Source organism: Gardnerella vaginalis (assembly GCF_040427915.1).
In the GTDB taxonomy this organism is placed as follows: Bacteria; Actinomycetota; Actinomycetes; order Actinomycetales; family Bifidobacteriaceae; genus Bifidobacterium; species Bifidobacterium vaginale_C.
This window is the reverse complement of record NZ_JBETXJ010000002.1, coordinates 265,157-281,085: the sequence shown is the minus strand read 5'-3', so window position 1 is coordinate 281,085 and position 15,929 is coordinate 265,157. Positions and strand designations below refer to the sequence as shown.

Here is a 15,929-nt window from a genome sequence, read left to right as displayed (position 1 = left end):
TTCCAGATTAATTTGGGATTATTTGGGATTATTTGATATATTGGAGGCGATTTTATGGTTACGGTAAATGCAGTAAATGCAAAAAATGCAGAACATAGTGATGGATCGGTTGCTGGCGACTCTTCTGCTGAGCCAATCCGCGTGGGTCTTTTAGGCGCCGGAACAGTAGGATCGCAAACAGCGCGTCTAATAGTCGAAGAAAATTCTGAACTATCCGCGAGAATCGGTGCTCCACTAGAACTTGCAGGAGTAGCATGCTTGCATCCAGAAGATGTGGATGCTCCATGGATTGCCAAAAATCTTCTAAGCGCAGACGCTCTAGCATTATGTGAACGCGAAGATATAGACATAATCGTTGAGTTAATTGGCGGATTGGAACCAGCGCGCACATTTGTAAAAACTGCGCTAGAATGCGGAAAATCGGTTGTAACAGCGAACAAAGCATTACTTGCAAAGTTTGGTCCAGAACTCTACGAGTGCGCGCAAAAAAATGGAGTGGACTTAAGCTTTGAGGCGTCTGTGGCAGGAGCAATCCCGATTTTGCGTCCACTTAGAGAGTCGCTTGTAGGCGACAAAATCACGCAAATTTTTGGAATCGTAAACGGAACTACAAACTACATTCTTGACGAAATGACGGTGCGCGGGCTTGATTTTGATTCGGCTTTGCGCGCGGCTCAAGAAAAGGGATACGCGGAGGCGGATCCTACAGGAGACGTTGAAGGATTTGATGCGGCAAACAAGGCTGCTATTTTGGCAACGCTTGCATTCCAGATGCCAATAAGCATTGATGACGTTAGCGTTGAAGGAATTAGCGCGATTACGGCTGAAGACATTGCTGCGGCAAGTGCAGAAAATCGCGTGATTAAGCTGCTTGCGGCGGTTGCTTGCGATTCGAGTGGGTTGGTGAGCGCAAGCGTTTACCCAGCGTTGGTAAGCAAAGAGCATCCGCTGGCTTCCGTTCATGGCAGCTTTAACGCCGTTTTTGTTAAAGCGCAAGCGGCGGATGATCTTATGTTCTACGGCCGCGGCGCTGGTGGAGCGCCAACAGCCAGCGCGGTGGTTGGAGATATTGTTGGAGCCGCTAGAAACATAGCGCGCGGCTGCAACGATGCTAGCGTGCCAATGTATAACACCAAATCTTTGGCTTCCACGCGCTCGATTCGTGCGGATTTTGTTGTGCGATGCAGCATGGAGGATACTTCGCTTGCACTGTGCAGCGAAGTGATGGACGTGTTTGAGGAGCATGGAGTTAGTGCTAAGCGATTGCCAATGTTGTGCCAAACTCAATATGAGGGCGAAGGTGATTGCCCAGCTTGCGGAATTGGCGGTCCAGGCGATTTGCGCGTGATTGTAAAAGATTGTGCAGAGGCAGATTTACTCGCAATTCTTGCTGATTTGCAAAAAGTGGATGTTGTGTGCGAAAAGCCTCTTGCTTTGCGAATTATTGAGTAATTGAGTAGTTGAGTAATTAAGTAATCGAGTAATTGAGTAATTGAGTAATTTAGTAATTTAGTAGGCTGCTCGAATAGAAAAGGTGCGAAATGAAACCAGTATGCAACAGTGTGTCAGTTTGCGTGCCAGCAACCAGCGCAAATCTTGGGTCTGGATTTGATGTTGCAGGAATTGCGCTTGATTATGCGGATTCGCTAGTTTTTACGCTTGATGATTCGCTTGATGATTCGCAAGATGTTCGCGTGATTATTCACGGCGAAGGCGAAGATACGTTGCCAAAAGACGAGACGCATCTTGTTGTTCGCGCATTTCGTAAAGCGTGTGAAGAGTTTGGCTTGCCGCATTTGCGATTTACTCTAGAAGCGCGTAATCGTATTCCACAAGCGCGCGGAATGGGGTCTTCCGCCAGTGCGATTGTTTCGGGCGTGGCTGCGGCTTGGTCTTTTGCACATAATGAGGATCTTAATAAGCAGGCGATTTTTGAGCTTGCAGCTACAATTGAAGGTCATCCAGATAATGTTGCTCCAGCGGTTTTTGGCGGATTGACAACCAGCTGGAAGAATGGCGAGGAGTTCCACACTGTTCGATACAACGTTTCTAAGAAGATTCGCGCAACGATTTTTGTGCCAAACTTTACTCTTTCAACGCAAATGGCTCGCCAAGCGCTTCCAGAAAAAGTGCCGTACGCAGATGCTGTGTTTAATGTTTCGCGCGCTTGCTTATTGCCGATTGCATTTGGTGATTTTGGAGATTTTAGCGCGTTTGCCCATTCTTGCGATTCTGCCCATTCTTGCGATTCTGCCAACTCTTGCGATTCTTGCGCAAAAACCACTCTTTCAAGAAACGATTTGCTCTTTACAGCTACTCAAGATTCTATTCACCAGCCGTACCGAGCAAGTCTTATGCAACCAACTTGGGATTTAGTAAAAACTTTGCGAGATGCTGGGTTTGCAGCTGCTATTTCGGGAGCTGGATCTTGCGCAGCGGTGTTCTACGAGGAAAAGTCGCAAGCAACCGTAGAAGCCAATAACGCCACTAATATAAGCGAAAAAATAGAAAAAATTGCAAAACCGCTTTTAGATGGCTGCGATTGGAAAATTTTGCACGTAAAAATCGACTCGCACGGCGTAACCGCCTCTCGCGCGTAGTTTGCAAAAATATAAAAGGAAGAAGGGAATATGACAGTTTCGTTGATTTTGGCTTCTCAATCGCCATCGCGTAGAGCAGTGCTGGCTGCTGCAGGCGTGATTCCTGTGATTCATGTGAGCGAGGTGGATGAGCCAGCGGCTTTGCGTGATGCTGCAAATGCGCGAGGCGTTAGCGTGGAGCAGATGAGCGCCGAGGAGCGCGTTTCGATTTTGGCGCGAGCAAAGGCTTTGGCGGTGTATGAGTCGTGGAAACTTGTTGCAAATGCAGCGGCTTCGGCTAGTGGTGATTTGGTTGTGGGGTATCCGCTGGAGGCTGAGGTTGCTGAGGCTGCTGGATCTTCTGTAACTGGTAGTAACTCTTTAGCAAACGATTCGCAATCGCATGTAACGCACAATGTAGATACCGCGCAAACTCGCGATTTTTCGGGCGTAAAAGTGCCTACTAAGACTTTTGATATTCACGATTTTGCGCACGTGAATAAGTCTTCTGCTGATTCCAACAACGTGCTGATTGTTGGCTGCGACTCCATGTTTTTGTTAGATGGCGAATGCTACGGAAAGCCGCATACTCCCGAAGTGGCTGCTGCGCGAATCAAGCAGATGAGCGGAAAAACTGGAGAATTGTTTACTGGTCATTGCTTAATCGACGCAAAAAGTGGCAAAACCGTGTGCAAAGTGAGCCGCGCAAGCGTGACTTTTGCGCATATGAGCGATGAGGAAATTCGCGCGTATGTGGAAACTGGCGAGCCGTTGGAAGTCGCGGGATCCTTTACATTAGAAGGCTTCGGCGGGGCTTTTATTGAGGGAATTCAGGGAGATCCACATGGAGTTCTTGGCATTAGCTTGCCGATTCTTAGACAAATGGTTTGCGAGCTTGGGTACACTTGGCATGATTTGTGGAATACTCGCAAGCTAGAGGTCGAGGCGATTAAGGACGATCCTTCTTCCGCGCAAGTGCCTAAAGAAAACGTGCATCAGCCAGGAGACGGATGGGTGATGTGCGATTGTGGACGCAGGCATTGGGGGCATAATGGCGCGGCTGGCGTGCTGCTTGCTAGGAGAGACGAAGCAACTGGGCGTGTGACTCACGTTGTTATGCAACATCGCGCGCTTTGGAGTGCGGAAGGTGGCACGTGGGGTATTCCTGGCGGCGCAATATCTGATGGCGAAACTGCGATTGAGGGCGCATTGCGCGAGTCGTTTGAAGAAGCGAACATAACATCTCAAGACATTGATGTTGTCGGAGCGTATTGCGAAAGTCACGGGAATTGGCGGTATACAACGGTTTTCGCGTTTGAAAAGCCGGGTCATTGTGTGAATCCGTGCGCACATGACGACGAGAGCATGGAAATCAAGTGGGTGCCGATTGATGATGTGCCAAAGCTAAAGCTGCTTACGGCAATGCGCACTGATTGGCCGTCTTTCCGTGCGCGCCTTGATTCTCTTGACTCGCAAAGGTAGCTGCGCGACGACATACCTTCGCGCGCATTGCACTTACTAAAAGTGAGTTTGAAATGCTTAATTTAAAAGATAAATTATATTCCTTTTTTAGCAGTCGTAGGAATTGTATAATAGTGTCACGCATACTTTTAATGCTGTTATCTGCGCTTTTACTGTATTTTACAATAGGTATAATTTTTTACGGTCATATTGGATACTCAAAGCGAATATATTCTATTATTAATGCTTGTGTGGTGTACTTAATACTATTTTTATTGTTTCTTATTTATTTAAAGTTTAAAAACAATGAAATTCTATTTTTAATACCTTTTATTCAATTGTATTTATCCTTTTGCATTTTGGCATATACTTATTATGATACAACTAAGGGGTTGCCAGAATGTTATAAATCGCTAGTAATGTTCATTCTATGGTTTATACCGTTCTGCTTTTTAGTACGCAGAAGCGTTAGAGCTTTCTTGAAAAGTTCAAAATTCTTGATTTCTGTTTTGTCAATATTTTTTATACTTTTAGGGTTTCTAAGTGAGTCTAATTGGACGATAGTTGCTTTGACAATAACATGCATTGTATTTTTGCTTAAATTTGAAAATTTACAGATTCTATGTAAAGTGATATTTGATATAAAAATAGAAGATTCAGATAGTAATAAATATAAATTAATTATTATCAATATTATGACAGTAGTTTTTGAGGCAATGTTGTATTTATCTTTGAAACTTTCTGAGTATTTATCAGAATTATTAAATTGGATTTATGATCGCGCTAATGTTAGTGGTGGTACGAGATTGCTAAATAATGAAATTATTACAGAACATATGTGGTTAGGATTTTACAGGTTTATTATTTTAGCTGTTATTTTCATTATTGTATGTAATCTTTTTCAAAGTAAGCAGAATGCAATCTCATCATGCATAAAGAATATATTTGACTGCAAAGATAACGCTCAGGTGAAGAAGAATTCATGATTATTACCACAATTTTCATTAATTAATGAATTAGTTCTTCTACTTTTTCAATAAATTTTTCTATGTTATATGAGTAATTAGGATAAGTATCTCCTAGTTGATCCTCGTTTTTCGCATAAATAAGTACCCTGTTAATACTAGTTATATATGAGGTTTGCGCATCTGGTTTCTCAACTGTCAGGTTTTTATTTACGCTACAGTTATCAATTTCTGTATCATATTGAATTGTGTTAGCTTCATTGTTTATGCTGCTATTTTCCTTGCTATTATAATTCTTTATAGCTTTCTCTACGCAATCCATAGTGTATGAATGTATGGTTAATTCTTGTGTTTCTCGAGAAAGCTCAAGTAAGTAAAGTCCTTCGCCGCCTTGTGCGCTATTTTTTTGCATATTAATAGTTACACTGTTGCGCGCAGCTTTGAGATCCTCAATAATTTCTTTAAAATTATCGTTTGTTCGCACTGAATTTGCTAGTTCTTCTTTAAGCTCATCATCGTTATTTTCACAGCAAGCAAATAACTTAGAGATTACTTTGAAGAATTGTAAGCAAGATTGTATTCGAGTATTACCTTTACTTATCAAAGTAGGATCTTTGTATTCTACGTTATCTATCTCACTCATAGCTTCTACTGCTGTTGACCAATAGTGTTGCAGTTTAGTGCGTATTTGCAGTTCAATCCTATATTGTCTATCTATGTCTTCTTGTGTTAATGTCTGTTTTACTATTATGTGCAGTGACCTATATCCGGATTTTTCTGGATTTTTTATATAGTCTTTCGTTTTCTTAATATCGATTTCACCAGCTTCTTTAAGATTAAGAATTTCATTATAAACTTCGTAAACTTCACTAACAGAATTTACAATCGCCCTACATCCTGCGATGTCATCCATTGCACCAAGCTCAAAATTTCCATTGCTGCGGTATAACTTTTTAAGTATTGATTCTTTGCGTTTAAGACGATACGTAGCCATTGCGTCTGGATACTTATTTATGATTCCAACAAGTTTCTTGAAAAAGATTTGTGCCGGTTCTTCATGCTGATGACGCCATGAGTCGAGTATTAATATCTGCTTGCCATACTCTTCTGAGTTTTGCTGGCCGTTTAATTCCTTCAGTATTTTTCCAGCTGCAGTGGCTTGCTTTCGGCTAATTATCGTCATACGAATATAATATATAACTTGTCTGTTTTATAAAAGGGAGGTGCGTATGACAACAATCTTTAACGTGGCATCGTACATCCTTGATATTACTGGAACCATTACCACTATGAAGCTTCAGAAGTTAGCTTACTATTCACAAGCGTATTCTTTGGCTACCACTGGATATCCGCTATTTAACGAGGATTTTCAGGCATGGAGGAATGGTCCTGTTTGCCCGGAATTATTCGCAATGCATCGCGGGAAGTTTTTGATTCGTAAGGGAGAAATCGCGCTTCCCGATACCGAGAAACTGAATGAGAATTCTTTAACGGATGATCAAAAGCTCATTGTGAAAAAGGTATGCGAAAAGTTTGCTGAATATTCTGGTAGCGATTTGAGCAATCTTACACATCGCGAGGATCCATGGAAGAATGCTTATGATGTTACTGATGGCTCTGCAATATGCGTTCAGAAAATTACTAAGACTTCTTTGAAAGAGTATTATTCAAATCATAATTTATTGCAGTAAGTGTGTTATTCTCTTGCGATTGATTTTGAGATTGCTGAGATTTATGGGTACACTACAGCAAGGTTCAACGAGCAGGTAAAAAATAACATAGAAAAATTTGATAACGACTTTATGTTTAAGCTAACCGCTGATGAGTTCGAAAACTTGATGTCGAAAAATTCTACATCAAGTTGGGGTGGTCGCAGAGATCTTCCTTATGCTTTTACTGAGCAAGGTATTTATATGCTCACTGCGGTGGGAGTGACTGTAAGAGACTTTCAAACATAAACTAGTTCTTTTGTGGTGTGGGTGGGTGAATTTATTAAACGCTATACTTCTATAGTTATTAATGGCGGTAGAATTAGAGTAATTTGTTTTTCTATATCGTGCTTATTAGTGACTTTAGAGTGACAATAGAGTGACTTTAGATTGCAGGAGAGTACTATGACTGATTATGCAAGCGCTAAGTCTTACAATCTCAATGATGAGATTGATAACGAAAATCTCACAGTAGATGATGTTATAAATCGTATTGTTAAAGATTCAGTAGACCAGCGTCAAAAGGGCACATCTTGGGAACTTGCTATTCGATACTTCTTGCAAACAAGTCCAGAGTGGAAAAGTAGATTTACAAATGTTTGGATGTGGAACGATTCTCCAACCAATCCAGGAAGCAAAGACATTGGCATAGATCTTGTGGCTCAAGATACAGATGGAGAGTATTGGGCAATTCAAGCAAAATGCTACAAAGAAAAGTTAAGCAATAAAAATTTAAGTACGTTCTTTGCTAACGCTTTAGCAGATAAACAATACAGTCACTATATTATTGCAGATAGTGCTCCTGGAATTACTAGCGAGCTTAGAAAATATATTAATAAAAGTGTTGCTGATGGAATCGATATAGTTCGTATTGATAAAGAGACTATAAGCTGTTCAAATATTGACTGGCGTGATTATTTCAATGGAAAACCTTCGAACGCTAGAAAAGTAAATGAGCCTCGCGATTATCAGCGTGAAGCTATTGATGCTATTAGTGCAGAGTTAAGAAATCATGATCGTGCGCTCGCTGTAATGGCTTGTGGCACTGGTAAAACCTTGACTTCTTTGCGTTTTGCAGAAGAATTTTGTGGTTTTGGAACCGTGCTGTTTTTAGCACCGTCTATTAGTTTGGTAAGTCAAACAATGAAGTCTTGGGTGAACCAAGTTCGTGAAAAAATCAATGTGTATGTTGTTTGTTCGGATGGCGGAGCATCGAATATCGATAGTGAAGATAATTATGGTCAAATCAGCGATATTCCGTCTCCAGCTACTACTAACGCTTATACTTTAGTCCATCGTTTTAAGCACAAGCCTGATGCTCTTAATGTTGTGTTTAGTACGTATCAGTCGATTCAAGTTTTACATGATGCTCAAGAGCAAGGTTTACCTGATTTTGATTTAGTTATATGCGATGAAGCTCATCGTACAACTGGCTTGGTTGGTGAAGACGAAGGCTACTTCCAAAAAGTTCATGATAACGATTTTTTGCGATGCTCAAAACGATTGTATATGACTGCAACTCCTAGAATTTATGATACGAGCGCTAAACGTGCAGCTAGTCTTGAAGGTGCTGTGACTATTGCAAGCATGGACGATGAAAAAACATATGGACGCATGTGTTACCACCTTGGTTTTGGTAAGGCTGTTGAAAAAGGTATTCTTACTGATTACAAGATTGTTGTTATGCAAATAAGTCAAGATGCCTTGCCTAAGAGTATGCAGCAACATTTGTCTGCAGGCCCGTCAATTGAAGTTGATGATCAGGCTAAATTTGTTGGCATTTGGAAAGCTCTTTTTGATCGTCGTCATGCAAATGAGCTGAAAAATATTGGCAAACATGCTATTCAGAGTTCCGATGATGCTAAACGCGTTTTGCATCATGCTATAGCTTTTGCTTCCAGTATTAAGGCTTCGAAGCAGCTTAGTAATGAATTTCAGCGAGTTATTAAAGCTTATACTAAAGCTCTTGGTGAAGAGGATGCTGCTGAGCGTGATGCTCTTTTGGATGCTTCTGGAAACACTAAATTTGAAGTGGATCATGTTGATGGAAGCATGGATTCTTCTACTCGCGCGCAAAAGCTTAAAGCTTTAGCTGCAGAAGATGGTTCTTGTCATATTCTTTCTAACGCGCGTTGCTTGGCGGAAGGTATTGATGTTCCTGCTTTAGATGCGATTATTTACCTGAGTTCGCGTAAGAGCAGAGTGGAGATTATTCAAAGTGTTGGCAGAGTAATGCGTAAAGCAGAGGGTAAAGAATTTGGTTATATTATTTTGCCTATTTTTGTTGCTAGCGGTGTAGACCCTAGTGAGGCTTTAGCAAGTAGTGATGCTTATAAGATTGTGTGGAGAGTTGTTAATGCTCTTCGAGGCCATGATGAGCGTTTGGAAGCTAAGATTAATGCTGCTGCATTAGGAGACACTGATGCTCTTAATCATATTGTTGAAGTCGATGTTCTTGGCGAAGAAAGTGTACGCAATAAACTTGATGCGCTAAATGTTGCTAAAGCTAATAAAAATGGTAACTCGCATCTTATTGGCTCAGATGCGCAAGGTGATGATTTATGTCATGCCTGCTATGGAGATGATGGTTCTATTAACGCTACTCAAGGCGTTTTTGAAATCGATTCTTTACGTGATTTGAGTCGCTCAATTAATGCTCAAATTGTGCGCAAATGTGGAACTAAGGTGTATTGGAATGAGTGGACTCAGGACGTTGCTCAAGTTACTACTGCTCGCGCACAAGCGATTGATGAAATGTTGGAATCGGGTGCTGCTGTTGAAGAGTTTAATAGGTTCTTACAAGGTTTGCGCAATAGTCTTAATTCTAATTATTCAAGAGAGCAAGCTGTAAGTGTTTTAGCTCAGCATGAGATTACGCGCCCGATTTTTGAAAGTTTATTTAATAATCCGAGTGTTATTGAGAATAATCCTATTGTTAAGGGTATGAATCGCGCTTTGGAAAGCTTGTATCTTGCTGGTTTGCCAAGAGACTTAGGTGATTCTAAGCTGCAAGACTTGTATTCTTCTGTTAAGATGCAAGCTTCTCAAGTTGTTAAGGATTCGGCTCGTCAGAATCTTGTTAAGGAAATTTATAACGACTTTTTCTCGGTTGCGTTTAACGAGATGGCTAATGAGCTTGGCATTGTGTATACGCCTGTTGAAGTGGTTGATGCTCAGCTTCACATGGTTAATCGTGTTCTTAAGCACGAGTTTGGCTTAAGCCTTGGAAACCGTGATGTACACGTGTTGGATGGTTTTGCTGGTACTGGCACGTATATTTGTCGTCTTATTGAAGATGAGTCACTTATTCCTTTAGATAATTTAACGTACAAGTATGAGCATGATTTGCATTCTAATGAGATTGTTCCTTTGGCTTCTATGATTATGGATGTAAATATTGAGCAGTCGTATCATGCGCGTGTTGGTGGAGAGTATAAGTCGTTTGCTGGTGCGCTTCTTGCGGATACTTTCCAAATGTATGAGCCAGACGATCCGATTGATACTACTACTTTTTCGGAGAATACTGAGCGCGTTGAACATCAATTGCATTTACCTATTCGAGTGATTGTTGGCAATCCTCCTTACCGTTCTGGGGATAAAGATAATACTGGTAATCAAAATACTAAGTATGAACATTTAGATAAGCGTATTGAAGAAACGTATGTGAAACTTAGCAATGCATCTCTAAATGGTAAGTTGTATGACCATTATATTCGTGCATTCCGTTGGGCGAGTGACCGTATTGAAGATAATGGTGTTATATGCTTTGTTTCTAATGGAGGTTGGCTTTCTAGTGCTAGTGGAGCTGGAATGCGAAAAACTATAAGTAAAGAATTCAATTCGATTTATGTATATAACTTACGTGGGAATGCTCGTACTCAAGGTGAAGAACGTCGTAAAGAAAGAGAAAATGTATTTGGAGATGGTACAAAAACTACTATTGCTATAACAATGCTTGTTAAGAATACTAATTCTGCAGAGCATGGCGTTATTCATTATTGCGATATTGGCGATTATTTAACTAGAGAAGACAAATTTACTATTCTTAAAAATGCTGTTAAAGAAGATCCGCAGTGGCAGATTCTTAATGAAGATGAGCATGGTGATTGGCTAAATAAGCGAGATAGCAATTTTGATGGCTTCATTCCTATGGGATTGGTTAATAAGCCTGACAAAATGCCGGATGGATTATTTAAGATGTATTCTCTCGGAGTTGCAACCAATCGTGATGCTTGGGTTTGGAATATGTCTTTATTGAAGTTGCAAGATAACGTAAGAACTTTAATTGATAATACTAATAATGCAATGAAAGAATTGCAAAATAACAATAATCAACTTCCGCAAGATACTACAAAATATAGTTGGTCAAGAAGAGTACAGGATTATGCTAAAAAAGGTACATATATTCCGTACGTTCCAGAACATTGCGTGCAAGGAATGTATAGACCTTTTACTAAGTCTTGGTTGTATTTCGATTCGTTAATGAATGAAATGACATGTCAGCAACCGCGCATTTTCCCGATTGTCGGAGACAATCGGGTGAAAGGACATGTCAGCAACCGCAATATATCCTCATATGCTAATAATGAAAATGCGCGCGAAATGACATGTCAGCAACACTCTTCCTCTTGTGCTGAAAATATGGTGATTTGTGTATCTGGGAATTATGTATTAATTGCAAATTCTATTCCTGATCTACATTTTGTTGGTGATTCGCAATGTTTCCCACTTTATTGGTACGAAAAGGTGTGCCAAGATCAAGATCTTTTCAGCACCAATGTTGAAGAAAATAAATCTGGATACGTGCGTCACGATGCAATCACAGACGCAGGTTTAGCAGTATTCCAAGCAGCATATCCTGGTCTAACTATTACTAAAGAAGACATTTTCTACTATGTTTACGGAGTTTTGCACAGCTCGGATTATCGCAGTCGCTTTGCTAATAATTTGCAAAAAGACTTACCTCGAATTCCATTAGCTCAAGACTTCTTAGCTTTCAAAAAAGCTGGTGAAAAACTCGCTAAATTGCACTTAAACTATGAAAAAGTTAAGCCGTGGGATGATATTTGCGAAGTAGGAGACAGTGAAAATCCTGGCGAAACAATCAAAATGAAGTATCCTCGCAAAATCGTCAATCCAGAAACTGGCAAAAAAGAGGACGATTTAAAGGTATTGCAAGTATCTCAAAATCTTGTGCTTGAAAATATTCCTTTGCAAGCATACAGGTATGTTGTGAACGGTAAAAGTGCAATCAAATGGCTGATTGAGCGATATCAAGTAGTTGTAGATAAGAAGACTGGTATTGTACGAAATCCAAACGAAGCTTGCGATAATCCGCGCTATATTGTTGATTTGGTTAAAAAGGTAGTTCGCGTTAGCGTAGAAACAATGAACATTATTGACGGTTTGCCAAAACTTAACGAAATCACTAATAAGCCAGATTGCTGGCCAGATGCGTGGAATTAGAAAGTGTAGAGTGGCTGGAAGTAGACTTCCAAATCTTAGCTAGTTTTGCAGAATTTGGAAGTAGACTTCCAACTTTTGCCATTTTGCACTAAACTTGGAAGTAGACTTCCAACTTGCGCTAGTTTAGTTAGAGCATTGTTTTGAGGATTAGCTCTTTATTTTGCTTGAGTTTTGGGGAATAATCCGAGTTTGTTGATTCTTATCTGTGAAATCTTATAGAATTATGTTTATGCGCTGATGCATGCTAGTTTTCTACTAGTTGTTAGATGTTATATGGCTTGTGCTTGATTTTGTAATTTTGCTTGTGATTCATGGGTTTTGTGTTAAGCGCATAGAAATAAAGTAAACAAATCAAATAAAGCAACTATTTGCGTAGATTTGCGTAAAAATTAGGGGGAAATTATGTCTAATGTGTCAAATATTAAAAAAGATATTATTAAGGCAAAAGGCTTTACAATTCAGGTTTATACGGAAGATTTTATGAATGATTACGTTAGTTTAACCGATATTGCGAGATATAAAAACAAAGAAGAGCCTAAAGATGTTGTTAAAAACTGGCTGAGAGTGAAGAATACTATTGAATTCTTGGGATTGTGGGAGAGTATTAACAACCCGAATTTTAAAGGGGTCGAATTCGACTCCTTTAAGAATGAGGCTGGTTCTAATGCTTTTACTTTATCTCCTAAAAGATGGGTAGAATCAACAAATGCTATTGGCATAGTTTCTAAATCTGGTAAGTATGGTGGAACTTACGCTCATAAAGATATAGCATTTAAGTTTGCAGCTTGGATTTCAGCAGAATTTGAACTATATATTATCAAAGATTATCAAAGACTTAAATCTGATGAGAACTCAAGGCTTTCACTGAATTGGAATTTGAACCGTGAGATTTCGAAGATTAATTACAAGATTCATACGGATGCTATTAAAGAATATTTGTTGAAGGATTTGACTCCTGAGCAGTTGATGTATAAGTATGCAAATGAAGCAGATTTGTTAAATGTTGCACTGTTTAATAAGACTGCTAAACAATGGAGAGATGCAAATCCTAAGTCAAAAGGCAACATTCGAGACGAGGCGAGTATTAATGAACTTCTTGTATTGGCGAATATGGAAAGCTATAACGCTGTTTTGATTTCTAAGGGTTTGCCACAGGCAGATCGAATGGTGGAACTTAGAAATTTGGCGCGAACGCAGATTTTATCTCTTGAGAATTTGAATAATTCTGGAATAAAGAGTTTGGATTCCGCGCTAAAAAATTGAGTTTAATCACTTTTTAATTCTGCGCTTAATACTGATATTTACCTCGTTTTAGTGTATGCGTGCAGTACAGTTTCTGCGCGCTTATCGATTTCTTGCATGGATTCGCTAGTTGCGCGACGACCTGCCTTTTCAAGCTCAGCGAATTGAAGTGACTTCTCTTGTTTTGTTTCTTTTTGCCCGAGTTTGTTTCCAAAATCGCCAAATGTGTAAACAATCTCGGGAAAGTGTTCCTGCATTTGTTTCCAAAATTGCCAAATACGTAAACAAACACGGGCAAGTGTTTCCGCATTTGTTCCTATATTTGCTCAGAAAGGGAACAAACGCGGGAATTTAATTGGGTGCGATTGTCTTGTAGTGTGGCATTTGATCTGGCGCCAGTGTGGTATTCGGTTTGGTGTGATGTTTGTGCGGTGTTAGTTTGGTGTTAGTGTGGTGTCGGCGTGTTGCGTGTGTGGGTTGAGTGGAATGTTGATTTTTCAATGGTTTTATAGTGTTAGTGTTCTTGTCTGAGTAGTTTCCTGAGAAAAGTCTGGGAAAATTCTTTAAAAACCTTGAAACAATGTGTTTTTACGGTTTTATTAGTGTTAATCCACAAATATTATGGTGAAAATAGTTTTTATTGTGGATTAGTTTGTGTGTAACATTATTTTTTTCTGTTTGTTTTGTGTGATTGCCTCTTGACTTTTTTAAACGGGGGGGGGGTATGTTAATAACAGCTGCTAGCTAGATGCTCTGGTTGGTAGTTATCCACAATGTTTTGAATGTTGTTGGATGTTTAAAATTTTTCTTCGTGTACCTGCACGGAGGAGAAGAAGAAAGGAAATTAAAATGATGAATAAGAAGGCTATCGCCGCTTTCGCTGCTGGCGCTACTTTGCTTGCTGGCTTTGCAATGGCAACCCCAGCATTCGCTGGTGATTACACTAACGAGGTTTATGCAGAAGCCCTCCTTGTTAAGACTAATGCTGAGACTAAAGCTGCAACTGCTCAGGCTGATGTTAAAACTGCTCAGGATTCCGCAACTGAAGCAACCAAGGCATACCAAGATGGTCTTAAAGCTTACTTAGCTGCTAATCAAGGTAAGAAAGAATCTGATTACCAGAAGGATAATACTGGCAAGGGTTTGTTTGAGACGATGAACACAGCTAATGCAACTCTTGCATCTAAGAAGGCTGAGTTGCGTAAGGCTAATGCAGCTTTACGCAAGTCTACAGATGATTTCTCTGCAGCTGAACTTGCTAAGAAGCTTCAGGATGCTAAGGATGCTGAGGATGCTAAGGCTGCTGAGGATCTTTATGAGCATTCCCAGTATGGTCAGTCATATCATCCATTCCTTAAGGAAGATGGTACTTTGCGTCAGGAGAATCCTGATGGTACTCCAAAGCAGGATGATGAGAAGGCTCCTAAGAAGGATGACAAGAAGGACGACAAGAAGGATGATACTACCACTCCTGATGAGAAGATCAAGGATCTTGGTAAGTTGAACTTGTCTGATGCTGCTAAGAAGAAGCTTGCTGCTCATTACGTGTATGAGGCTAAGCTTGCTTTGGATGAGGCTGATAATAATCTTGCTGAGAAGAAGGCTGATTATGCTGCTAAGAGGAAGACTCTTCTTGACACTATGACTGAGCTTGCTGCTCGTAAGGCTGCTGCTGAGAAGGCTAACCAGGATTTGACTGATTTCTTGGCTTCTGGTGAGAATAATTCTGCTAAGGAAACTGCTCTTCGTGATGCAGTGAACCGTGCTCATGCTCATGAGCAGCGTGCTTTTGATGCTGAGCAGAAGGCTGAAGCTGAGTTTAATGCTGCTCGTGATGCTGCTTTCGCTGCTGTTGCTGCTTATAACAAGGCTTTGGCTGAGTATAAGGATGCTTATAACGATGCAGTTCGTTTGGGTGTGAATCCTGCTGCTCTTCCTCCTGTTGTGACTTCTGATCCTTTGGCTGCTGATTTCCCAGCTGTTCCTGGTACGAAGCAGATTTATGCTGATGCTTTGAATGGTAAGTTTGGTCCTGCTGCTCAGGCTTCTGCTAAGAAGACTGAGGCTGCTAAGGCTCAGGCTGCTGCTCCAGCCGCTGCTGGTGCTGCTGCTGGTAAGGCTGCTGCTGCTAAGGGTGAGCTTGCTAAGGGTGGCAATGGTCATGGTAAGGCTGGCGAGAAGCTTGGTAATGCTGGTGTTGGTGTTGCTTTGACTGCTTTGGCTGCTTCTATGCTTGCTGGTATGGGTGCTGCTGTTCGCAAGATGCGTCACTAAGCATTTGCTGCCTTATTTAAGGTTTGCGCTCAACGACTGGTGTGGTGTTTTGTAGGGAAGCATCACACTGGTTTATTCCCGATTCTCTTTGGTTTTATTGTTTTAACATTGGTTTGCTATTGTTTTTCTTTTCTTCCCAGTGTTGATTCGTTTAGCTTATTGGGTTTTGGGTGTTGAGTGTTGTTGCTTTCGGTTTTGTTTGCTACTAGGGGCTTGCAAAACCGGAAGCATTT

Annotated in this window: 10 protein-coding genes and 1 pseudogene; 9 read left to right on the top strand and 2 right to left on the bottom strand. The window is 40.5% G+C overall.

All coding sequences use genetic code 11. The features are described 5' to 3' along the window. Positions 1-54: 54 nt before the first annotated feature. The 4 genes from ABVC65_RS01190 (at position 55) to ABVC65_RS01175 (ending at position 5,026) form a co-directional block, all read left to right on the top strand. Positions 55-1,452 (top strand): homoserine dehydrogenase, encoded by a 1,398-nt coding sequence (locus tag ABVC65_RS01190; RefSeq protein WP_353582394.1) that lies wholly within the window; start codon positions 55-57, stop codon positions 1,450-1,452. An 89-nt stretch (positions 1,453-1,541) separates the two neighbouring features. After that, positions 1,542-2,600, top strand: coding sequence for a homoserine kinase (gene thrB, locus ABVC65_RS01185; protein ID WP_353582393.1), 1,059 nt, complete (start codon positions 1,542-1,544; stop codon positions 2,598-2,600). A gap of 30 nt (positions 2,601-2,630) precedes the next feature. After that, positions 2,631-4,061 (top strand): Maf family nucleotide pyrophosphatase, encoded by a 1,431-nt coding sequence (locus tag ABVC65_RS01180; RefSeq protein ID WP_353582392.1) that lies wholly within the window; start codon positions 2,631-2,633, stop codon positions 4,059-4,061. A gap of 674 nt (positions 4,062-4,735) precedes the next feature. Beyond that, positions 4,736-5,026: a hypothetical protein gene (locus ABVC65_RS01175; RefSeq protein WP_353582391.1), complete on the top strand. Its 291-nt coding sequence runs from the start codon at positions 4,736-4,738 to the stop codon at positions 5,024-5,026. A gap of 22 nt (positions 5,027-5,048) precedes the next feature. Here the strand turns inward: ABVC65_RS01175 and ABVC65_RS01170 are convergent, their stop codons facing one another. Then, positions 5,049-6,188: a RelA/SpoT domain-containing protein gene (locus ABVC65_RS01170; RefSeq protein WP_353582390.1), complete on the bottom strand. Its 1,140-nt coding sequence runs from the start codon at positions 6,186-6,188 to the stop codon at positions 5,049-5,051. A gap of 46 nt (positions 6,189-6,234) precedes the next feature. On the opposite strand from ABVC65_RS01170, the gene ABVC65_RS01165 reads away from it, so the two are divergent. The 4 genes and pseudogenes from ABVC65_RS01165 (at position 6,235) to ABVC65_RS01150 (ending at position 13,443) form a co-directional block, all read left to right on the top strand. After that, positions 6,235-6,696, top strand: a complete 462-nt coding sequence (locus tag ABVC65_RS01165) for a Panacea domain-containing protein (RefSeq protein WP_353582389.1) — start codon at positions 6,235-6,237, stop codon at positions 6,694-6,696. An 18-nt stretch (positions 6,697-6,714) separates the two neighbouring features. Next, positions 6,715-6,933 (top strand): annotated as a pseudogene (locus ABVC65_RS01160) (ORF6N domain-containing protein); the annotation flags it as partial. Between the two features lie 186 nt (positions 6,934-7,119). After that, positions 7,120-12,180: a type ISP restriction/modification enzyme gene (locus tag ABVC65_RS01155; protein WP_353582388.1), complete on the top strand. Its 5,061-nt coding sequence runs from the start codon at positions 7,120-7,122 to the stop codon at positions 12,178-12,180. A 402-nt stretch (positions 12,181-12,582) separates the two neighbouring features. Beyond that, positions 12,583-13,443 (top strand): KilA-N domain-containing protein, encoded by an 861-nt coding sequence (locus tag ABVC65_RS01150; RefSeq protein ID WP_004121325.1) that lies wholly within the window; start codon positions 12,583-12,585, stop codon positions 13,441-13,443. 38 nt (positions 13,444-13,481) lie between these two features. Here the strand turns inward: ABVC65_RS01150 and ABVC65_RS01145 are convergent, their stop codons facing one another. Then, complete coding sequence (locus ABVC65_RS01145; RefSeq protein ID WP_353582387.1) at positions 13,482-13,679, bottom strand: hypothetical protein; 198 nt, start codon at positions 13,677-13,679, stop codon at positions 13,482-13,484. Between the two features lie 592 nt (positions 13,680-14,271). Here ABVC65_RS01145 and ABVC65_RS01140 point away from each other — a divergent pair. Next, a complete protein-coding gene (locus ABVC65_RS01140; RefSeq protein WP_353582386.1) occupies positions 14,272-15,696 on the top strand; it encodes a hypothetical protein in 1,425 nt (474 codons plus the stop codon). Positions 15,697-15,929 lie beyond the last annotated feature (233 nt).

Bases quoted from the DNA above. Each gene is read 5' to 3' on its own strand.
- thrB (WP_353582393.1), top strand. From the start codon at position 1,542: ATGAAACCAGTATGCAACAGTGTGTCAGTTTGCGTGCCAGCAACCAGC.
- ABVC65_RS01145 (WP_353582387.1), bottom strand. From the start codon at position 13,679: ATGCAGGAACACTTTCCCGAGATTGTTTACACATTTGGCGATTTTGGA.
- ABVC65_RS01175 (WP_353582391.1), top strand. From the start codon at position 4,736: ATGACAGTAGTTTTTGAGGCAATGTTGTATTTATCTTTGAAACTTTCT.
- ABVC65_RS01140 (WP_353582386.1), top strand. From the start codon at position 14,272: ATGATGAATAAGAAGGCTATCGCCGCTTTCGCTGCTGGCGCTACTTTG.
- ABVC65_RS01165 (WP_353582389.1), top strand. From the start codon at position 6,235: ATGACAACAATCTTTAACGTGGCATCGTACATCCTTGATATTACTGGA.
- ABVC65_RS01180 (WP_353582392.1), top strand. From the start codon at position 2,631: ATGACAGTTTCGTTGATTTTGGCTTCTCAATCGCCATCGCGTAGAGCA.
- ABVC65_RS01155 (WP_353582388.1), top strand. From the start codon at position 7,120: ATGACTGATTATGCAAGCGCTAAGTCTTACAATCTCAATGATGAGATT.
- ABVC65_RS01170 (WP_353582390.1), bottom strand. From the start codon at position 6,188: ATGACGATAATTAGCCGAAAGCAAGCCACTGCAGCTGGAAAAATACTG.
- ABVC65_RS01150 (WP_004121325.1), top strand. From the start codon at position 12,583: ATGTCTAATGTGTCAAATATTAAAAAAGATATTATTAAGGCAAAAGGC.
- ABVC65_RS01190 (WP_353582394.1), top strand. From the start codon at position 55: ATGGTTACGGTAAATGCAGTAAATGCAAAAAATGCAGAACATAGTGAT.